The organism is Paramagnetospirillum marisnigri (genome assembly GCF_001650715.1).
In the GTDB taxonomy this organism is placed as follows: Bacteria; Pseudomonadota; Alphaproteobacteria; order Rhodospirillales; family Magnetospirillaceae; genus Phaeospirillum; species Phaeospirillum marisnigri.
On the sequence record NZ_LWQT01000020.1, the window covers coordinates 60000 to 79937 of the forward strand.

Annotated in this window: 16 protein-coding genes; 3 read left to right on the plus strand and 13 right to left on the minus strand. The window is 67.0% G+C overall.

Features of this window, described 5'->3' with window-relative positions; genetic code table 11:
- Positions 1–23: 23 nt before the first annotated feature.
- The 7 genes from A6A04_RS01065 to A6A04_RS01095 all read right to left on the minus strand — a co-directional run bounded on the left by A6A04_RS01065 (position 24) and on the right by A6A04_RS01095 (position 9031).
- On the minus strand, positions 24–1391 hold the full coding sequence (locus A6A04_RS01065; protein ID WP_068489394.1) for a tetratricopeptide repeat protein: 1368 nt from the start codon (positions 1389–1391) through the stop codon (positions 24–26).
- Complete coding sequence (locus A6A04_RS01070) at positions 1388–3814, minus strand: PAS domain S-box protein (RefSeq protein ID WP_082914603.1); 2427 nt, start codon at positions 3812–3814, stop codon at positions 1388–1390. The genes A6A04_RS01065 and A6A04_RS01070 overlap by 4 nt, the downstream gene beginning before the upstream one ends.
- A 61-nt stretch (positions 3815–3875) precedes the next feature.
- Entirely contained in the window at positions 3876–4412 is a 537-nt protein-coding gene (locus A6A04_RS01075; RefSeq protein ID WP_068489396.1) for an NADH-quinone oxidoreductase subunit B family protein, read from the minus strand.
- Positions 4409–5929 carry a hydrogenase large subunit gene (locus A6A04_RS01080; RefSeq protein ID WP_245651044.1) on the minus strand — a complete coding sequence of 507 codons (1521 nt, stop codon included), beginning with the start codon at positions 5927–5929 and terminating at the stop codon, positions 4409–4411. Before A6A04_RS01080 ends, A6A04_RS01075 begins: the two co-directional genes overlap by 4 nt.
- On the minus strand, positions 5926–7416 hold the full coding sequence (locus A6A04_RS01085; RefSeq protein WP_068489397.1) for a hydrogenase 4 subunit F: 1491 nt from the start codon (positions 7414–7416) through the stop codon (positions 5926–5928). Before A6A04_RS01085 ends, A6A04_RS01080 begins: the two co-directional genes overlap by 4 nt.
- On the minus strand, positions 7413–8084 hold the full coding sequence (locus A6A04_RS01090) for a hydrogenase-4 component E (RefSeq protein ID WP_068489398.1): 672 nt from the start codon (positions 8082–8084) through the stop codon (positions 7413–7415). The genes A6A04_RS01085 and A6A04_RS01090 overlap by 4 nt, the downstream gene beginning before the upstream one ends.
- Positions 8084–9031 carry a respiratory chain complex I subunit 1 family protein gene (locus A6A04_RS01095; protein WP_068489399.1) on the minus strand — a complete coding sequence of 316 codons (948 nt, stop codon included), beginning with the start codon at positions 9029–9031 and terminating at the stop codon, positions 8084–8086. Before A6A04_RS01095 ends, A6A04_RS01090 begins: the two co-directional genes overlap by 1 nt.
- 131 nt (positions 9032–9162) lie before the next feature.
- Between A6A04_RS01095 and A6A04_RS01100 the strand changes: the two genes are divergently transcribed.
- Complete coding sequence (locus A6A04_RS01100) at positions 9163–9534, plus strand: BPSL0067 family protein (protein WP_068489400.1); 372 nt, start codon at positions 9163–9165, stop codon at positions 9532–9534.
- Positions 9535–9657: 123 nt separating this feature from the next.
- Positions 9658–10065, plus strand: coding sequence for a hypothetical protein (locus tag A6A04_RS01105; RefSeq protein ID WP_068489401.1), 408 nt, complete (start codon positions 9658–9660; stop codon positions 10063–10065).
- Between the two features lie 23 nt (positions 10066–10088).
- Here the strand turns inward: A6A04_RS01105 and hyfB are convergent, their stop codons facing one another.
- From hyfB to A6A04_RS01120, 3 genes are all read right to left on the minus strand, one after another.
- Positions 10089–12098, minus strand: a complete 2010-nt coding sequence (hyfB, locus tag A6A04_RS01110; RefSeq protein ID WP_068489402.1) for a hydrogenase 4 subunit B — start codon at positions 12096–12098, stop codon at positions 10089–10091.
- A 102-nt stretch (positions 12099–12200) separates the two neighbouring features.
- Complete coding sequence (locus A6A04_RS01115; protein ID WP_068489403.1) at positions 12201–12992, minus strand: phosphatase PAP2 family protein; 792 nt, start codon at positions 12990–12992, stop codon at positions 12201–12203.
- Positions 12989–14629: an ArnT family glycosyltransferase gene (locus tag A6A04_RS01120; protein WP_068489490.1), complete on the minus strand. Its 1641-nt coding sequence runs from the start codon at positions 14627–14629 to the stop codon at positions 12989–12991. The genes A6A04_RS01115 and A6A04_RS01120 overlap by 4 nt, the downstream gene beginning before the upstream one ends.
- Before the next feature lie 158 nt (positions 14630–14787).
- On the opposite strand from A6A04_RS01120, the gene A6A04_RS01125 reads away from it, so the two are divergent.
- Positions 14788–15990 (plus strand): pyridoxal phosphate-dependent aminotransferase, encoded by a 1203-nt coding sequence (locus A6A04_RS01125; RefSeq protein ID WP_068489491.1) that lies wholly within the window; start codon positions 14788–14790, stop codon positions 15988–15990.
- 257 nt (positions 15991–16247) lie between these two features.
- Here A6A04_RS01125 and A6A04_RS01130 read toward each other — a convergent pair whose 3' ends face one another.
- The 3 genes from A6A04_RS01130 to metX all read right to left on the minus strand — a co-directional run bounded on the left by A6A04_RS01130 (position 16248) and on the right by metX (position 19919).
- The gene (locus A6A04_RS01130) at positions 16248–17942 is read right to left on the minus strand and encodes a methyl-accepting chemotaxis protein (protein WP_245651045.1); all 1695 of its coding nucleotides are present in this window, start codon (positions 17940–17942) and stop codon (positions 16248–16250) included.
- 160 nt (positions 17943–18102) lie between these two features.
- Entirely contained in the window at positions 18103–18726 is a 624-nt protein-coding gene (gene metW, locus A6A04_RS01135; protein ID WP_068489405.1) for a methionine biosynthesis protein MetW, read from the minus strand.
- Positions 18723–19919, minus strand: a complete 1197-nt coding sequence (metX, locus tag A6A04_RS01140; RefSeq protein WP_068489406.1) for a homoserine O-acetyltransferase MetX — start codon at positions 19917–19919, stop codon at positions 18723–18725. The genes metW and metX overlap by 4 nt, the downstream gene beginning before the upstream one ends.
- Positions 19920–19938: the final 19 nt, after the last annotated feature.

A 19938-nucleotide genomic window follows, 5' to 3' on the forward strand; every position in this document is an offset into this window, starting at 1 on the left:
GGGGGAGTCAACAAGGGGCGCGGTCAGGCGGTGCCGCCTGTGCCGTCCACCAACTTGGCCAGTGCCGCCGCCATCTCGGCCACCGGGGTCCGGAAGTCGTCGGGGCTGGGCTGGCGGAACAGCCGCATGGTGGGATACCAGGGCGAATCCAGCGGCTCGTCCTGCCAGCGCCAGTCCGAGACATAGCGCAGCAGCACCCAGACCGGACGGCCCAGGCCGCCCGCCAGATGGGCGGCCGAGGTGTCGATGGTGATGATCAGGTCGAGACGCTGCATCAGCGCCGCCGTGTCGGCGAAACTGGTCAGTTCGGGGGCGGCATCCAGCATCAGGCGGTCGCCGCCCAGGCGCTTCAGGTCCTCGGCGCGCGGCCCCAACTGCAGGCTGACGAAGGCCACCCGGGGGTCGGTCATCAGCGGCATCAGCTGTTCCAGCGGCCAGGAGCGGTCGCGCGGTGTGGTCTTGCCCGCCCAGACCAGCCCCACGGTCAGGGAGGTGCCCTCGGCCCGGGGAAGAGACAGGCCCGGCCGAGGCGGCGGCGTCAGATAGGGCACCCGGGCGGGGATGGCGTCGAAACTGGTGCCCATCAGATGGGGCAGGCTGGCCATGGGGGCCCACAAGTGATAGGGCGGCAGGTCGGCGCCCTTGGGGATGGTCGCCACCACGCCCGGCAGGGGCCGGAACAGTTCCACCAGTTCGGGCAGGCATTCCAGCACCACGGCGGCGCCGCGTTCGGCCAGCAGCGGGACGTAACGGGCGAATTGCAGGGCGTCGCCGAAGCCTTGTTCGCTGGTCACCAGCACCCGCTTGCCCGCCACCGCCTCGCCGGACCATCGCGGTCCCGGAATGTCGCGCGGGGGATTGCGCGCCAGTTCCAGCCGGGCTTCGTAACCGGCGAATCCTCGCCGGTAGTCACCCATGTAGAGATGGGACAGGGCAAGATCCCAGCGGTATTCCGGATTGGCGGGATTGCTGGCCAGCACTTCGGTCAGCATGGCCTCGGCGCGGGCGTGCTTGCGGCCGTCGCGCAGCACCAGCGCCAGGTTGTAGCGATAGCCGATCACATCGGGGGCCAGGGTCACCGCCTGGGACAGGGCCTCCTCTGCCTCGGCGAAGCGGCCCAGGTCGCGCAACGCATTGCCCAGATTGGACAAGGTGGCGGCATTGCCGGGCTCCAGCCGCAGGGAGCGGGCATAACAAGCCAGGGCGGCCTCGGAGCGGCCGGTGCGCCGCAGGATGGCGCCCAGATTGGCATGGGCGGCGCTCCAGCGCGGCACCAGTTGGCAGGCGCGGAAGAACGATTGCTCCGCCAGATCCAGTTTTCCGGCCTGCCAGGCTTGCCCGCCCAGGGCGAAGCAGCGCTGGGCCTCGGCTTGGCTCTCGGGTGTGGTCATAGCGCGTCCATGTCGCCCAGGGTGAAGTGGAAGCGGGTGCCCTGGCCCGGGGTTGACTCCACCCAGATACGGCCGCCATGGCGCTCGACGATCTTCTTGCAGATGGACAGGCCGATGCCGGTGCCGTCGTACTGCTCGCGGGTGTGCAGGCGGTGGAATATCTTGAAGATGCGGTCGTAATAGTCGGGCTCGATGCCGATGCCGTTATCGGCCACGGTGAAGCGCCAGGCGTCGCCGTCGCGCTCGGCGGTGACGGTGATCTTCGCGGCGCGCTCGGGCGAGCGGAATTTGATGGCGTTGCTGATCAGGTTCTGGAACAGCAGGAAGACCTCGTTGCCGCAGCAGACCACCACGGGCAGCGAGGTGGGAATGTTCACCCGCGCCCCGGCCTCGGCGATGACGGGACGCAGCACGCGCAGCACATTGGCGGTCAGAACGTCCAAGGCCACGGCGGTGGGTGGGTCGTTGATGCGGCCGACGCGCGAGAATTCCAGCAGGTCCTGGACCAGCCGGTCCATGCGAACCGCGCCTTCCTTGGCGAAGGCGATGAAATCGTGGCCGTCCTTGTCCAGCTTGTCGCCGTACCGGCGTTCCAGCAGGGCCATATAGCTGCTGACCATGCGCAGCGGCTCGCGCAGGTCGTGGCTGGCCACATAGGCAAACTGTTCCAGGTCGGCGTTGGAGCGCTCCAGCGCCTCGGTCCGTTCGGTCAGGATGCGTTCGGCTTCCTTGCGCTCGGAGACGTCGCGCACCACCACCAGCAACCGGTCGACGCCGCTGATCCGGGCGCTGCGCATGTTGACCTCGACCCAGAACAGGCTGCCGTCGCGCTTTCTGGCCCGCCATTCGAACAGTTGGGTCTCGCCGCTGGCCGCTCGCACGATCCATTGACGCGCCGCGTCGTCGTCATAGGGCGCCGTGCCCTCGCTCAACTGGCCGACCCGCAAGGCCTGAACCTGTGCGGCGGTATCGTAGCCGTACATTTCCAGCATGCGCTGGTTGACCGCCAGGATGGCGCCGCTGGTCAGGTCGTGGATGAAGATGGCGTCGCTGATGGCGTCGAAGATGGTGCGGAACCGCGCCTCGCTGGCGCTCAGGGCGGCTTCGGCGGCCTTGGCGGCCGAGATGTCGGTAATGGTGCCGATATGGCCGATCACTTGGCCGGTGACATCGCGCTTGGCCCGGGCTTGGCCCAGCACCCAACTGGTGCCGCCATCGGGCCTTGGGAAGCGGAATTCCGACTGGAACAGGCCACGTTCCGCCTTCACCGCCTGCCACTCCGCGGTGACGCGCCCGCGATCCTCGGCATCGACGCAATCGGTCCAGGCCAGGCCCAGGGCGGCTTCGGCCGACAGCCCGGTGATGCGCGACCAGCGGTCGTTGACAAAGACGTGGCGTCCGTCCGGGTCGGTCTCGAACACCCCCACCGGGGTCAGGCCGACCAGTTCGCGGTAATGCTGTTCACTGCTTTTGAGGGCGTCCAGCGCCGCCACCACCTGGCGGGTGCGGCTGCCGACCTGCCGACGCAACAGCCAGGTCCAGATGGCCAGCACCACGGCGCCGCCCGCCGCCGCCTGCAGGCCCAGGGTGATCAACCGGACATAGCGGGAATCTGGCCCCGCCAGGGGGGAGCCGAGCCAGCGTGTGGTGATGGCTTCGCGCTCGCTGGGGCTGATCAGGGCAAATCCCGCCTCGATCCGCCGGTACAAATCCGGCTTCCCCTTGTGGACCGCCCAATGGAACTGTCCGGAATACAGGGGCGCGGTGTGGCGGAACTGGGCATCGATGCCCTTCTTGTAGAGCAGATAGTCGGCAGGCGGCTGGTCAAGGCAGAAGACGCGCAGTTCGTGGCGTCCGGCGGCGTCGACCATAGACTCGTAGCTGGGATAGCGTCGCAGGCTGGTGACCTGACGGCTTTCCAGCCAGTCGATGCAGGCATCGCCATCCTTCACCCCAACGGTGAAGCCCCTCAGGGTGTCGGCGTCGGAAATACCGGAAATGGTGGAATGGAAATAGATGGGGACGTCGATGGTGGCGTAGGCCTTGGAGAAGTCATAGACCTGCAGGCGGGCCGGGGTCTCGAACAAGGTGTCGATGACATCGGCCTTGCCCGCCGCCATCAGGGCCTGGGCCCGTGCCCAGTCCATGGCCTGCAACTCGACCTTGATGCCGGTCTTGGCGCCCCACAGATCCCATAGATCCTTCAGCAGGCCGTGCAGGCTTCCATCCGCCGTCCGGAAAATATAGGGCGGATAGTTGTCGTCGATCACCACCGTGATGGAGGCCGGCGGTTTGGCCTCGACGGGCTGGGCCATGGCCGGGGATGGCGGCGGGACCAAGGCGGCCAGCATGACGACCGCCACCCACAACCGGGTCGCGGCAGCCCTGATCACGTCCATCCTCATGCCCTTGGCCGTTGCCATTGCCTTCCCCAATCCGCCGTCAAGGATACGCGTGACGGCGGGTCCGGGCAACGACCGGTGTTTATTTGGCGGCGGCGGTGTCGAGCAGGGCCAGCAGGCTCGACAGAATCTGGCGCGGGCTGGGAGGGCAGCCGGGAATGTGCAGGTCCACCGGCACCACCTCGTGGACACCGCCAAGGACGGCGTAGGAGCCCTTGAAGCAGCCGCCGTCCAGGGCGCATTCCCCCATGGCCACCACCCATTTGGGAGCGGGGGTGGCGTCATAGGTGCGCTTCAGCGCCTCGGCCATGTTGCAGGCCACCGGCCCGGTGACCAGCAGCACGTCGGCATGGCGGGGGCTGGCGACGAAGCGGATGCCGAAGCGTTCCAGGTCGTAGACCGGATTGTTGACGGCGTGGATTTCCAACTCGCAGCCATTGCAGGACCCGGCATCGACCTCGCGGATGGACAGGGACCGTCCCAGGCGCTCGCGCACCCGCTCTCCCAGGGCCCGGGCCAGTTCCTCGATGCCATCGGGATCGGGGGCTGGCACGTTGCGCAGGGTGTGCGGCCCCCGGGTCAGGTGCTTGAACAGGATCTTGCTGATGGGGGGAATCATAGATCAGCCCCCGAATACGAGCAGTTGAACGACTTGTTGCACAAGGGGAAGTCGGCGACGATGTTGCCCTCGATGGCGGCTTCCAGCAGCGGCCACTGGAACCAGCTGGGATCATGGGCATGGGCGCGGGCCACCCGCCCGCTCTCGTCCATGCGCACCCAGACCATGACCTCGCCCCGGAAGCTTTCCACCACCGCCAGCCCCTCGCCCGCCAAGCTGGGCAGCGGCGCGCGGAAGGCGCCTTGCGGCATGTCGGACAGGATCTGGGTGATCAGCCCCAGGCTTTCGCGGACCTCGTCGAAGCGGACCATCAGCCGGGCGTTGACGTCGCCCTCGGCATAGACCGGGATGGACAGGTCCAGCATGTCATAGGGTTGATAGCCCGGCGCCTTGCGTGAATCGTGGCCGCGTCCCGAGGCCCGCCCGACGAAGCCCCCGGCGCCGAAGCGATGCACCAGCGAGCCGTTGGCGATGCCGGTGCCCTGGGTGCGGTCCGACAGCGACGGCGTGTTGTCGTACAGCTTGAAGGCGCGCTCGAAATCCTTGGTGAAGCCGTGCAGAAGGTGCTTCAGCGCTTCCGCCCCTTCCTCGGAGAGGTCGCGGGCACAGCCGCCCGGCACGACCCGGTCCATCAGCAGGCGATGGCCGAACAGGGCGTCGTTGGCCCGCAGGATCTTCTCGCGCAGCACTCCCATATGGGACAGCATGATGGCGAAGGCGGCGTCGTTGCACACCGCGCCGATGTCGAAGACATGGTTGGCGATGCGCTCCATCTCGGCCATCAGGGCGCGCAGCCAATGGGCGCGCGGCGGGACCTCGCAGCCCAGCGCCGCCTCCACCGCCCGGGCGAAAGCCAGGGAATAGGCCACGGTGGCGTCGCCCGACACCCGCGCCGCCACCCGGGCCGCGTCCTCTACGCTCCGTTCGGTCAGCAAGCCGTCGATGCCTTTGTGAACATAGCCCAGACGCTGTTCCAGCCGCACCACCGCCTCGCCCTGGCAATGGAAGCGGAAATGGCCGGGCTCGATCACCCCGGCATGGACCGGCCCCACCGGAATCTGGTGCAGGCCCTCGCCCTCGGCGGCGAGGAAGTCATAGGTCAGCGGCCGCTCGGCGGCGGGTTGGGGCTGGGACGCCAGCGGCTTGCGGCTCGGCCAGCGGCCATGGTCCAGCCAGGGACGGCGGTCCTCCAGCCCCATGGGGGCCAGCCCCCACAGGTCGAAGGCGGCGCGCTCCAGCCGGATGACGCCCGGCCGCGCCCGGCCCAGCGACACGTACCAGCGTTCGGGGCAGGGATGCGAGGCGATGGCGATCTGGCCGGACTCGTCGTCGCGCAGCGCCACATGGATTTCCTCGGGCTCGCCCCACAGCGAGATCACCGACCATTCCGAGGTGGCCAACTGCCCCACCAGCGCCCGCCAGGCCCGGATGTCGAGGCGGAAGCGCGGCCAGGGGCGGTGCCCCTCGACCGGGTGGCCCGAGGACAGGAAGTCCAGCAGGGAGACATTGCCCATCATCCCAGAACCCTCGCCACCGCCTGGAACCACGCCACCAACTCGCGGGGCAGATACAGGCCGGCCACCAGCACCAGCAGCATGTGCACCCAAAGCGGCGTCAGGGCCAGGATGTTGGAGACGGCGCTGGCCTCGCCATGGCCGTGCTGCTGGGGCGGCGGCTCGCCGAAGGCCATCATCTGCAGCCGCGACACCAGGGCGCCGAAGGCCAGCAGCAATCCCAGCGCCAGCGGAATCGCCAGCAGCGGCGCCCGCGCGAAGGTGGAGCTGAGCACCAGGAACTCGCTCATGAACACCCCCATGGGGGGCAACCCGGCGATGGCCAGCACCGCGAGAACGAAGCCCCAACCCAGCACCGGATGGGACGAGGTCAGGCCCCGGATATCGGCGATGCGCTTGGTGCCCGCGTTCTGGCTGATGATGCCCACCGCGAAGAAGATGGCCGACTTGGTCAGCGAATGCATGGTCATGTGCATCAGCCCGGCGAAATTGGCCAGCGCGCCGCCCATGCCGAAGGCGAAGGTGATCACCCCCATATGCTCGATGGAGGAATAGGCGAACAGCCGCTTGATGTCGCCGCGCCGGTACAGCATGAAGGCCGCCAGGAACAGGCTGGACAGCCCCATCATGATCATCAGCGGCCCCGGCGTCAGGGTGTGGGGATTGGCCGACATCAGCATCTTGAAGCGCAACAGGGCGTACAGCGCCACGTTGAGCAGCAGGCCGGACAGCACCGCCGAAATGGGGGTCGGGCCCTCGGCATGGGCGTCGGGCAGCCAGGAATGCAGCGGCGCCAGGCCGACCTTGGTGCCATAGCCCACCAGCACGAAGACGAAGGCCAGGTTCAGCAGGTCGGGCTGGAAGTCATGCGCCCGCTTGACCAGCAGGGTCCAGGCCATGGCGTCGGCGCCGTCGCCCATCACCGGCTGGGCCGCCAGATAGACCAGGGTGGTGCCGAACAGCGCCAGCCCGATACCCACCGAGCACAGGATGAAATACTTCCACGCCGCCTCGATGGCCTCGCGGGTGCGGTACAGGCTGACCATCAGCACGGTGGTCAGGGTCGCCGCCTCCACCGCCACCCACATCACGCCGGTATTGTTGGCGGTCAGCGCCAGCAGCATGGTGAACAGGAAGGCCTGGTACATGGAGTGGTAGAAGCGCAGATGCAGGTCGCTTAGGCGCTGCGCCTCGGATTCGCGGGCGATATAGGCGGCCGAGAACACCGCCGTGGTCAGGCCGACAAAGCTGGTCAGCACCACCAGATAGACGTTGAAATCGTCGATGAACAGCAGCCGGGTCGCCGCCGGGCGGTGTTCCAGCAGGGCCAGGGACGACAGGAAGGTCACTGCCGAGGCGCCCACATTGACCCAGGTCGCCGTCCGCCAGCTTTTCAGCACCACCAGGAAACCGGCAGAACCCAGCGGCACTCCCAATATCCACAGCAGCGGATTCTCGAAACCGGGCAGGGTGGCGATGACGCTCATCATTGGCGGTCACCCCGATAGGTTTCCAGATCGTTCAGATCCAGGGTCTCGAACCGCTCGCGGATGCGGAAGAAGAAGATGCCGAACAGGGTCATGGCCACCAGCACCGAGAAGGCGATGGAGATTTCCACCACCAGGGGCATGCCCTTGGCCGAGACGGCGGCCAGGATCAGCCCGTTCTCCAGCGCCATGAATCCCACCACCTGGGTCACCGCGTTCCTGCGGGTGATCATCATCAACAGGCCCAGCAGGATGACGCTCATGGCCAGGGCCAGGCTTTCGCGGGTCAGGGCGGCGGCATTGGCGGTCACCGGCAGCACCAGCAAGATGGACAGCGCCACCAGCGCAACTCCCGCCATCATGGTCCAGCCGATGGACATGGCGGTTTCCACCGAACGGTGGATGCCCAGCTTCTCCACCAGCCAGTGCAGGGCGCCCGGCACGATGATGGCCTTGAACACCAGGGCGATGGCGGCGGTGATATAGAGATGCGGCGCGTTCTGGACATGGGCCTGCCACGCCGCCGCCGCCGCCAGGGCCAGGGCCTGGAAGGCGAAGGTGTTCAGCACCGCGAACAGGCGGCGCTGGTACAGCAGTTGGAAGCCCGCCATCAGCACGGTGGCGCCGATCAGATGGGCGACCTCGTAGGAGAACTGGCTGAGCTCCGCCATCACACCGCCTCCGACACATAGAGGAAGATGGTGGCCAGCAGGCCCAGCAGCAGGGCGCCGCCCAGGAAATCGGCGTAGCGGAACACCCGCATCTTGGCGATGACGGTCTCGAAGATGCCCAGCGCCGTGGCCAGCAGGAAGCACTTGGCCAGGAAGGCCCCCAGGCCGATGGCCAGACCCAAGGCCCCCGCTTCCGGCTGAGCCATGCCCCAGGGCGCGAAGATGCCGCCGATCAGCGCCATGAACAGGGTCAGGCGCACCATGCCCGCCCCCTCCATCAGGGCGAGATGGCGGCCGGAATATTCCAGCACCATGGCCTCGTGCACCATGGTCAGTTCCAGATGGGTGGCCGGGTTGTCGATGGGAATGCGGCCGTTCTCGGCGATGGCGACCATGATCAGCGCCGCCAGCGCCAGGCCCAGCGACACCTCGACCCCGACGCCGCCCGACAGCACGAAGGCGACGATCTGGGCGGGCGAGGTGGTGCCGGTGATCAGCGACAGCGAGAAGCTGACCATCAGCATGGCCGGTTCGGCCAGGCTGGCGATCATCATCTCGCGGCTGGCCCCCAGCCCGCCGAAGCTGGTACCCACATCCATGCCCGCCAGCGCCGTCCAGAACCGCGCCACCCCCAGCAGCGCCACCAGGGCGATCAGGTCGGCGGCGGGGGCCAGCACCATGTTGGTGGTGAAGGTGGGGATGATGCAGGCGGCCAGCCAGACGGCGGCGAAGGTGACATAGGGCGCGGCGCGGAAGATCCACGAGGCGGAATGGGCCACCACCGCTTCCTTCTGCAACAGGCGGAAGACGTCGCGATAGGGCTGGAAAGGCGAGGCGCCGATGCGGCCGTTCAGCCGCGCCTTCACCAGCCGCACCCAGCCGGTGATCAGTGGCGCCAGCGCCACCACCAGGAAAATCTGGGCGATCTGGGCGAGGACGGGGGTCATGCGGCCCTCCGGAGCGCCGAGAACAAATTAACAACATTTGCCGAGTGGGCTAGCTTGGGTCCATCAACGCCACGACTCCGTCCGCCAAGCAGCCGCCCCTTCCGGGCGGCTTTTTTCATGGGAGTAACGCCATGCCCGATAACCATTACGACCCTACCCAGCCCCGCGACGACCATGGACGCTGGAGCGACGAGGAGAACGCCTCGGCCCACGGCCATGTGGTCAAGGACATCCACCGCAGGGCCGCCGCGATCATCGCGGGCGAAAAGCAGGTGGGCAAGAACAGCGAGTGCGTCTCGCTGGTGAAGCATCTGGCACCCCAGGTGGGTTTCGCCTCGACCTGGGAGGAAGGCCCGCCCATCCGGGGCTATGGCAAGCCGCCGCTGGAGCCCGGCACCGCCATCGCCACCTTCACCGGCGGCAAGTATCCCAGCGCCGTCACCGGCAACCATGCCGCCATCTTTCTGGAATACGGGATGAGGGATGGGCGGCAGGGTATCTGAGTGCTGGACCAGTCGAATGGCCTGAAGCCGAATAGGAGGTTCATAAACTTCAATGGTCGGGCTGAGCACTATTCCGTTATCAAGCGGAAGTAGCTGTGGCAGCATGAGGGTGGAGACGCCCCCATGCTTCGCCTGATGATTGCGGTCCTGCTGTTTATCGCTTCCCCGGCTTTGGCCTGGGAAACCGACTGCCCATTGGAGCATCGCAGCTATCCAGGGAGTCGTCTTGCCGGTGGCTATCCGAGTTATGATGGTGGTGACGGCGGAGTTGCCACTTCCCACATTCAACGCGGTGATCATTGGCATGACACGGAGGCCATCGAGAAATGGAAGGCCCGTGACGGCAAACTCACCTGCCAATACAACAGCCCCCATGGCAGGGACGACGACATCATCCTTCCCGTTCCCGGCCTGCTGATCCGCTGCGACTGGCTGGGGCGCGACGTGCCGAAGCCCAGGCCGGTGGCGCCCGACACCGGCGGCCCGAACGAAACCGTCTTCCTGCGCATCTGGTGCACGTCGCGGCCGTGACGGCAGCCTGAGGATGGTCGCGCTCATTTCTGCTGCCTCACCGCCACCACCAGCAGCATGAAGACCAAGGTGGCGAACATCATCAGCAGATAACGCCGCACCGTCAGGAACTGCATGCGGTTGACCCGGTCAGCCACATAGCCCACCAGCCGCTGGATTCCTAGATACAGCCCGACCCAGATGTGATCGACGACGCGCAGCTTGAAGCGCGCCGGGGAATTGTCGCCGGGTGGCGGCATGTCCACCGTCTCGCGGGCGCTGAACAGCGAGCCGCAGAACACCCGGCGCAGCGGCTGGGCGAAGCTTTCGCCGGTATACTGGGTCTGGGGGATGTCCTCGGCATGGCCGCAATCCCAGGCATCGGCCCGGCGCACCTTGGTGGTACCGAAGCCATGCACCAGCAGGATGGAGATGACGAACAGCGACAGCCCGGTCATCACCAGTACCGTCCCCGAATAGGAGCCGCGGGTGGAGGAAACCGGGCTCAGCCACGGCCAGCCCAGATCAGCCGAAACCGCGAAGGACACGCCGGTCAGGGGCTGCACCACATGGGACACCGCGTCGGTGACGGTGACCGGCAGGGCGCCCAGGATGATGCACAGCGCCGCCAGCACCGCCATGCTCCATCGCATGGAGCCGGGCAGCTGATGCGCCTCGGCCGCCGCCTTGGAGCGGGGGCGGCCCAGGAAGGCGATGCCATAGGCCCGCACGAAGCAGCTGGCGGCCAGGGCGGCGGCCAGGGCCAGCATGGCGCCCACCACCGGCACGCCGAACTTCATGGCCCAGTGGGGCAGTGACGGCCCCTTGAACAGGGCCTGGAAGATCAGCCATTCCGACACGAAACCGTTCAGGGGCGGCAGTGCCGAGATGGCCAGCGCGCCCACCAGGGCGGCGGCGCCGGTCCAGGGCATGCGCTTGAGCAATCCGCCCAGGGCGTTCAGGCTGCGCTGGCCGGTGGCGGTGATCACCGCGCCCGCCGACAGGAACAGCAGGGTCTTGAAGATGGAATGATTGATGATGTGGTAGAGCGCGGCCACCAGGGCCAGGGCGGCCAGGGCCTTCTCGCCGCCGTCCTTGAAGGCGATGGCGAGGCCCAGCCCGATCACCACCACTCCGATATTCTCCACCGTGGAATAGGCCAGCAGCTTCTTCAGGTCGTCCTGCAACAGGGCATAGAGCACCCCCATGACGGCGGTGACGCCGCCGATCACCATCAGGGCGGCGCCCCAGCCCCAGGCCACATGGCCATGCAGGTCGAACAGGATGCGGATCAGCCCGTACAGCGCCACCTTGGTCATGACGCCGCTCATCAGGGCGGAGACATGGCTGGGAGCGGCGGGATGGGCCAGCGGCAACCAAGCATGCAGCGGCACCAGGCCGGCCTTGGACCCGGCGCCCAGCAGCGCCAGCAGCACCACCAGGAAACCGGAGACGGAATCCAGGGCGGTGGCCCGCATGGCCGGGAACGAATAGGCGCCCTGCGCCCCCGCCAGCAGGCCGAAACAGGTCAGCAGGCAGAAGGTGCCGAAGGTGGCCATCATCAGATAGACGAAGGCGGCCTGACGGTTCTCGGCGTTCTTGTGGTCGGACATCACCAGCGCCCACGACGCCAGCGACATGAACTCCCACGACACCAGGAACATGAAGGCGTCGTCCGAGATCAGCACCGCGTTCATGCCGAACAGGAACAGCGGGAAGAACGGCGTCACCCGGCGCGGTTCGGGCAGATGCGAGGTATAGCCGATGCCGAACACCGAGGCGGCGGTGGTGCCGACATTGACCAGCACCATGAACAGGGCCGACAGGTTGTCGAGGCGGAAATGGGCGTTCAGCCAGGGCAGGCCGATGGGCAGCACGATGGCCGGACCGGTTCCCGGCGTCTGGCCCAGATGCTTCAGTCCTCCGGCGATCAGGATCAGGCTGGCCACGGCGCAGCCCAGATAGACGATCCGGTGGCGCCAGACCTCTCCACCCGCCAGCACGCCGAGAACGGCGAGCGCCAACAAGGCGGACAAGGCGGACGCCACTAGCATGTGCCGCTGGACTCCGCCGTTCTATCGTATTGGATCACCCGAGCCTCCCCGCTTGAGGGGGGGAATCATAGCATGCGATACGGCAATCGCAAGGCCACTGCATTACACTTCCGTGAGCCTGCGGTCGCGCTCGAAGCGCAGTCGCACATCGATGCCGCGCCGCGCCAGCAGGCGGCGGAGCAGCACCGTCACCACCACGCCCAGCCAGGCCCCCATCACCGCATCGGAAAAGTAGTGGACGGTGGTCAGTACCCGGCTGGCGGCCACCAGCACGGCGATACTGATGAAGGCGATGTCGTAGCGGGGCAGGATCAGGGTCAGCGCCGTCATGGCGGCGAAGGCGGCCTGGGAATGGCCCGACGGGAAGGAATTGGTGGCATAGGCGTGGGTCAGCGGCGCGAAGTCGTACAGACTCTGCTCGAACAGCAGCTTGGGCCGGGTGCGGCCGACCAGGATCTTGACCAGGGTGTTGAGCAGGCCCGAGATCGCCATGGACAGGAAGAAGAAGCCCGGCACCCAGGCGGCCTTGGCGATCCTTGCCCGGATCTCCAATGTGGGGGCGGCGCGCCAGGCCAGGAACAGCACCAGCAGCAGCACGCCCGACGGCACCATCCACACCCCGCCCAGGCCGAGATGGGTCACCGTCTTCCAGAAGCCTTCGGCATCGCCGCCCATCCAGCTTTTCAGCCACAGCGCCAGGGGGCGGTCTACGATCCAATATCCCACCAGGATCAACAGAAAGGCATAGACGCTCATCCAGGCGAGCGGCCAGCGCCGCGTCCGTGCCCACTGGGCCGCCACCACCCGGCGCGTCCCCGCCAGACCGTCCCAGCGATCCAGCGAAGCCGTGGCGAGGCGCCCCCAGGCATTGGTCAGATGATCGAGCGGGCTCACAGCTTGCCCTCCACCGCATAGGCGGTCAGCACCACCCGTTTGCCGCGCGAATAATTCAGTCCCTTGACCACGCCCACCACCACCGGACGCACTCCGATCTCGGCCGATTTGGCGAAGAAGGCCTGCTCCTCGCGATCGGCCACCAGCACCAGGGCGGCGGGGCCGTTCAGCAGATGATTGGCGGCATTGGCGGCGTCGGTCAATTTGGTGTCGGTGCCCAGCAGGAACACCAGGCTGGGCTCGGCATAGCCCGCCACCACCACGGCGCCGCGATGGGGCCGCTCGGCCACAAGTTGCGCCGCCGAGCGGCTGACGAACATGCCGTCCAGCTGCGGCAGCACGCCCTCGAACACCACCTGGAACGAGGTGACGGCCAGCACCACCACCGCCAGGGCGGCGCCGCGCATCTGGCCTTTCAACGCCTGGGCCAGGGCGAAGCCCGCCATCACGAGGATGGCGGCGGCGGAGGGGATGCTGATCCAGGCGAAGCCCGCGCCCAATTGCATGGGTGCCGCCACCACCAGACCCGCCAGCACCAGCGCCACCAGCGCCCAGACGCCGTACCACAGCTTGGCGCCCCGGCTGAACAGGGTGGGGGCGCCGCCGATGACGGCGGCGGCGATCAGCAGGGTCAGGGCGGGGAAGGCGGGCAGCACGTAATGGGGCAGCTTGGTCGGCACCAGCTCGAACATGATCCAGGCGGGACCGGCCCAGGCGAGACAGAACCGCACCTGTGGCCGCAGGCGTTCGCGCCAGGCCGCCGCCAGGGCGGGCCACAGCAGCAGCGAGCCCGGCCACAGGGTCACCGCCGCCAGGGCGAGATAGGTGCCGGGCCAGCCGCCATGGCTTTCCTGGGCGCCCAGCAGCTTGGGCAGCAGGTCGCCCTTGACCGCCTCGCCGACGAAGGCGCCGCCGGTGGCCTGGGATATGGCGGCGAACCAGGGCGCCGCGATGGCGGCGGCCACGATCATGCCGGTGAAGGGGCGCAGGCCCACCAGCCAACCGGCGTTGCGGTCACTGATGGACAGGGCGGCGATGGTCAGCAGCACCACCGCCGGGATTACCGGCCCCTTGACGAGGATGGTGACGCCGATGGCGATCCAGAACACCAGGGCGGTGACCATGCCCGGCGCGGGCGCGGCGCCCTTGGACGCCATGTAGAAGCGCGACAGCGGCCCCATGGCGCCCACGGCGGTGGCCAGCAGCAGGGCGTCGGATTTGCCCTGATGCGCCTCCGATACCAGGATCAGCGACGAGGCCAGCAGCGCGGCGCCCAGCAAGGCGGTTTCGCGCCCGAACATCCAGCGGCCGAAGGCGAAGGTCATCATCACGGCGGCCCAGGCGGCCAGGGCGGAGGGCAGGCGATAGGGCCAGACCTCGCGGGTGGCCTTGTCGGAAAACAGGCTGACCGAGGCCGCCTGCGCCCAATAGGCGCCCACCGGCTTCTTGGCCCGCATCTCGCCCTGGAACTGGATGCGAATGAAATCGCCGGTTTCCAGCATCTGGCGGGTGGCCTGGATGAAGCGGGATTCGTCGCGGTCCAGCGGCGGCACGCTGGCCAGTCCCGGCATATAGAGGAACAGGCACAGCAGGCTGAGCAGCGCATAGGGGCGGAAACCAAGGGTCAGTCGTTCCACGTCCAACTCTTTCCGGTGGCGGGCAGGACGGCATCAACAGCATGAACCGCGCCAGGGCGTCAAGGGCGGTGGACAAGCCTGCCATGCATCTGATGACAGGAGGGCGTTTTGCGGCTAGTGTGGCGCCCTTTTCGCTTCCATTATTCGAGGTTCGAATCATGCCGTTCATCGCCGACAGGCTTTCCGTCATCAAGCCGTCTCCGACCATCGCGGTGACCCAGAAAGCCGCCGAGCTCAAGGCCGCCGGTCGCGACGTCATCGGTCTGGGCGCGGGCGAGCCCGATTTCGATACCCCGGACAACATCAAGGCCGCCGCCAAGGCCGCCATCGACAAGGGCCTGACCAAGTACGGCCCGCCGGCCGGCACCCTGGACCTGCGCCAGGCCATCAGCGCCAAGTTCAAGCGCGAGAACGGCCTGGACTACACCCCCGACCAGATCACCGTCGGCGTCGGCGGCAAGGGCGTGATCTTCAACGCCTTCATGGCCACCATCAATCCCGGTGACGAAGTCATCGTCCCCGCGCCCTATTGGGTCAGCTATCCCGATATCGCCTTGATGTTCGGTGGCGTGCCGGTGTTCGTCCCCTGTCCCGAGGACAAGGGCTTCAAGCTGCAGCCCGCCGACCTGGATAAGGCGATCACGCCCAAGACCAAGTGGCTGGTGCTGAACTCGCCGTCCAACCCCACCGGCGCCGCCTATACCGAGGCCGAACTGCGTGCCCTGTGCGACGTGCTGCTGAAGCATCCCCATGTCTGGGTCATGTCCGACGACATGTACGAGCATCTGGTCTATGACGGCTTCAAGTTCACCACCCCGGCCCAGGTGGAGCCCAAGCTCTACGACCGCACCCTGACCATGAACGGCGTGTCCAAGGCCTATGCCATGACCGGCTGGCGCGTCGGCTATGCCGCCGGGCCGCTGGCCATCATCAAGGCCATCAACATGATCCAGTCCCAGTCGGTGACCCACACTTCCTCCATCAGCCAGGCGGCCTCGGTGGAAGCGCTGAACGGCACCCAGGACTTCATCCCGAAGAACGCCGAAGTGTTCAAGCGCCGCCGCGACCTGATCGTCGGCCTGCTGAACCAGTGCCCGGGCATCACCTGCCGCACCCCCGAGGGCGCCTTCTACGTCTATCCGTCCTGCGCGGGCGTGATCGGCAAGACGACCCCCGAGGGCAAGGTGATCAACAGCGATTCCGACTTCGCGACTTATCTGCTGGAATCGGAAGGCGTGGCGGTGGTCCAGGGCGCCGCTTTCGGCCTGGAGCCCTATTTCCGCATCTCCTACGCCACTTCCGACGCGGCCCTGACCAAGGCGGGCGAGCGTATCAAGCGCTTCTGCGAAAGCCTGAAATAGGATTAAGGCCCCCTCTCGATCTCCCCCCGGCATGGCCGGGGGGAGAGGAAAGAGGGAAGCCCCCGGCATGGCCGGGGGGAGAGGAAAGAGGGAAGCCCCCGGCATGGCCGGGGGGAGAGGAAAGAGAGAAGCCTCCGGCATGGCCGGGGGGAGAGGAAGACGAAAAATCCCCCGGCTTGCCGGGGGATTTTTTGTGTCCCCTCACTGTTCTCCCTCCCCCGGCTTGCCGGGGGAGGGTTGGGGTGGGGGCCGCCGTGCTACGCCGCCTGCGAACGGATTTCCGACAGGAAGGTCTCGATCTCGCGGTTGAGTTCGCCGTTCTGGCTGATCATCTCGCGCGCGGACGTCGCCACGTCGTCGGCGGCCTGGCGGCTGGTGCGGGTGCCGTTGGACACATCGCCGATATGCCGGGTGACCTCGTGGGTGCCGCGCGCCGCTTCCTGGACCGAGCGCGAGATTTCGGCGATGGCGGCGTTCTGCTCCTCCACCGCGCCGGCGATGGAGGCGGTGGCCTCGTCCACCCGGTTGATGGTTTCGGCGATGCGGCGAATGGCCACCACCGCCTTTTCGGTCTCGCCCTGGACGGCGCCGATCTGGGCGGTGATCTCCTGGGTCGCCTTGGCGGTCTGGTTGGCCAGGGTCTTGACCTCGTTGGCGACCACGGCGAAGCCCTTGCCGGCCTCACCGGCGCGGGCGGCCTCGATGGTGGCGTTCAGCGCCAGCAGATTGGTCTGGGACGCGATGTCGTCGATCAGGCGCACCACCTCGCCGATGCGGCCAGCCGTTTCGGCCAGGGTCGAGACCATGGCATTGGTCTGCTCCGCTTCGGATGCCGCGCTGCGGGCGATGTCGGCGGTCAGCGCCACCTGCCGGCTGATCTCGGACCCCGATGCGCTCAGTTCCTCGGCGGCCGAGGCGACGGTCTGGACATTGGACGAGGTCTGCTCGGTGGCGGCCACCACCACCGAGGTCTGTTCCGAGGTCTGCTCGGCGGTATGAGCCATGGCGGACGAGGCGCCGTTCAGCCGTTCGCCCACCCGGGTCATGGCGACAACGGCGGCCTTGACCCGGCTTTCCAGCCCGTCCGCCATATCGCGCAGGGTGCGGTTGCGGTCAACGGCGGCGGTCCGCTTCATCTCTTCCTGCTGATCGAGCAGACGGCGGTTCTCGATGGCATTGCCACGGAAGATTTCCATGGCGCGGGCCAGTTGGCCCACTTCATCCTTGCGCTCGGTCCCGGTCACCGGCGAGGCGATATCGCCCGCCGCCAGTGCCCCCATGCGTCCCACCAGCACGCCCAGCGGCTTGGTGATGGAGCGCGCCATCACCACCGCCATGGCGGCGGCGGCCAGGACCAGCAGCACCGCCTTGACGGTCATGCCGGTGGCCTTGGACCGGATCTCCTCGTCCAGGTCGTCCATGTAGACGGCGGTCAGGATGGCCCAGCCCCAAGGCTTGAAGCCCTTGACATAGCTCAGCTTGGGCTGTGGCGGCTGGTCCTTGGCCTTGGGGAAGTGATAGGCGACGAAGCCGCCGCCCTGCTTGCTGGCCTGATCCGCCAGTTCCCGCACGAAGAACACCCCATTGGTATCCTTGGCCTGGGACATGTCCTTGCCCACCAGATCGGGACGAATCGGATGCATGATGGTCTCGTACTGGAACGTGGTGATGACGAAATAGTCGCTGGCGCCAAAGCGGATGCCGCGCAAGATATTCAGGGCGGTGGCCTTGGCCTCCGCCTCGCTGACCTCGCCCTTGGCGACGCGGGCGTGCTGGGCCTCGACGATGGATATGGCCGATTCCACCAGGCGCGTCAGGGTCTGCCTGCGCTCGTCCTGCATGCTCTCACGCAGGGTCGACAGGTCCTGGGCCACCAGGATGCCGAGGCCGATCACCAATAGCCCAACCAGCGCCCAAATCTTGCCACCAATGCTGAGATTCAATCCACCCATGACCGGCCTCCACCAGCCACACCCATAAGATGGGGGGTGCATATACAAATAGGCCTAAGATCATAGGGGCTTTTGGTGTTGATGAAAACCCCTGCAGGAGTGCTTATGCGAAGGGGTAAGGCAGTCTGAAAATGCCTGCCGTGAAAATGGGCGGCAAGGATCAGCCCTGCCGCGACAGGACGAACAGGCCCTGGTCGGCGAACAGATTGGCGGCGCCGTCGCAATTGGGCAGCGGCAGGACCTTGCCCAGGCGATCCAGCGGAATGCTGCGCTCGACCGTGATTCCCAGGCCCCGGCACAGGCTGAGGAAATCGCGGATGGTGCAGAAATGGATGTTGGGCGTGTCGTACCATTCATAGGCCATGGTGTCGGTCACCGGCATGGCGCCACGCAGCAGCAGGTGCAGGCGCACCCGCCAATGGCCGAAATTGGGGAAGGAGACGATGGCGCGCCGCCCGATGCGCAGCATATGGGTCAGCACCGTCTTGGGGGCATAGGTGGCCTGCAGCGTCTGGCTGAGGATGACGTAGTCGAAGGCGCCCGACGGATAATCCTTGAGGTCGGTGTCGGCGTCACCCTGGATCACCGACAGGCCGTGGCTGACCGCCGCCGAGACGCCCGCCATGGACAGTTCGATGCCGCGACCGTCCACATTCTTGTTGCGGCCCAGCCAGGCCAGCAGGGCGCCCTCGCCACAGCCGACATCGAGCACCCGCGAGCCGGGCTCGACCATGTCGGCGATCAGGCGCAGGTCGACGCGCAGATTGCCGTTGATCACCATCATGGCTGGGACCTCCCCACGACTGCCGCTCCGGGCCGAGGCAGGCCGCGATGGGCGGCGGCGCCCTCCAGGAAGCCGGTCAGGGTGGCGTGAAATTCCGGCTCGTCCAGCAAGAAGGCGTCATGGCCCTTGTCGGACTTGATCTCGACGAAGCTGACATTGGCCGCCACCGCGTTCAGCGCATGGACCACGGCGCGGCTTTCCGGGGTGGGGAACAGCCAGTCGCTGGTGAAGGAGACGATGCAGAACCGGGTGCGGGCGCCGCGAAAGGCATTGGCCAGGGTGCCGCCGTTCTCGGCGGCCAGGTCGAAATAATCCATGGCCCGGGTGATGTAGAGATAGGAATTGGCGTCGAAGCGGTCGACGAAGGTCGATCCCTGGTGGCGCAGATAGCTTTCCACCTGGAAATCGGCGTCGAAGCCATAGGCCACCTTGTCGCGGTTCTGCAGGTTGCGGCCGAATTTCTGGTGCAGCGCCGGTTCGGACAGATAGGTGATATGCGCCGCCATGCGGGCCACCGCCAGCCCGCGATGGGGGCGGGTGCCTTCCAGCAGGTAATTGCCGTCGCGCCAGTCGGGGTCGGCCATGATGGCCTGGCGGCCGACCTCGTGAAAGGCGATGTTCTGGGCCGAGTGCCGTGCCGCCGAGGCGATGGGAATGGCCGAGAACACCCGTTCGGGATAGGTGTGGACCCATTCCAGCACCTGCATGCCGCCCATGGAGCCGCCCACCACGCAGAACAACTGGTCGATGCCCAGGAAGTCCACCAGACGGGCCTGGACCTGCACCATGTCGCCGATGGTGATCACCGGAAATGACAGCCCCCAGGGCTGGCCGGTGGCCGGATTGATTTCCATGGGGCCGGTGGTGCCCATGCAGCCGCCCAGCACGTTGGAACAGATCAGGAAATAGCGATCGGTGTCGAATACCCGGCCCGGCCCCACCAATTCGCTCCACCATCCCGGCTTGCCGGTGATGGGGTGCGGGTCGGCGACATAGTGGTCACCGGTCAGGGCGTGGCAGATCAGGATGGCGTTGGATTTGTCGGCGTTGAGGCGGCCATAGGTCTGGTAGGCCACCATGATCGGCCCCAACTCGGCGCCGCAATCCAGCCGGATCGGCCGATCCCGTCCCAGCTCGACGCTAAGGCCGGTCGGGGGGATGGCGGGTGCGACGGGGGACTCGGATGGGCTCATGGTCTCGCTGGCCGGAAGC

Bases quoted from the DNA above. Each gene is read 5' to 3' on its own strand.
- A6A04_RS01065 (WP_068489394.1), bottom strand. From the start codon at position 1,391: ATGACCACACCCGAGAGCCAAGCCGAGGCCCAGCGCTGCTTCGCCCTG.
- A6A04_RS01070 (WP_082914603.1), bottom strand. From the start codon at position 3,814: ATGGCAACGGCCAAGGGCATGAGGATGGACGTGATCAGGGCTGCCGCG.
- A6A04_RS01075 (WP_068489396.1), bottom strand. From the start codon at position 4,412: ATGATTCCCCCCATCAGCAAGATCCTGTTCAAGCACCTGACCCGGGGG.
- A6A04_RS01080 (WP_245651044.1), bottom strand. From the start codon at position 5,929: ATGATGGGCAATGTCTCCCTGCTGGACTTCCTGTCCTCGGGCCACCCG.
- A6A04_RS01085 (WP_068489397.1), bottom strand. From the start codon at position 7,416: ATGATGAGCGTCATCGCCACCCTGCCCGGTTTCGAGAATCCGCTGCTG.
- A6A04_RS01090 (WP_068489398.1), bottom strand. From the start codon at position 8,084: ATGGCGGAGCTCAGCCAGTTCTCCTACGAGGTCGCCCATCTGATCGGC.
- A6A04_RS01095 (WP_068489399.1), bottom strand. From the start codon at position 9,031: ATGACCCCCGTCCTCGCCCAGATCGCCCAGATTTTCCTGGTGGTGGCG.
- A6A04_RS01100 (WP_068489400.1), top strand. From the start codon at position 9,163: ATGCCCGATAACCATTACGACCCTACCCAGCCCCGCGACGACCATGGA.
- A6A04_RS01105 (WP_068489401.1), top strand. From the start codon at position 9,658: ATGCTTCGCCTGATGATTGCGGTCCTGCTGTTTATCGCTTCCCCGGCT.
- hyfB (WP_068489402.1), bottom strand. From the start codon at position 12,098: ATGCTAGTGGCGTCCGCCTTGTCCGCCTTGTTGGCGCTCGCCGTTCTC.
- A6A04_RS01125 (WP_068489491.1), top strand. From the start codon at position 14,788: ATGCCGTTCATCGCCGACAGGCTTTCCGTCATCAAGCCGTCTCCGACC.
- A6A04_RS01130 (WP_245651045.1), bottom strand. From the start codon at position 17,942: ATGGGTGGATTGAATCTCAGCATTGGTGGCAAGATTTGGGCGCTGGTT.
- metW (WP_068489405.1), bottom strand. From the start codon at position 18,726: ATGATGGTGATCAACGGCAATCTGCGCGTCGACCTGCGCCTGATCGCC.
- metX (WP_068489406.1), bottom strand. From the start codon at position 19,919: ATGAGCCCATCCGAGTCCCCCGTCGCACCCGCCATCCCCCCGACCGGC.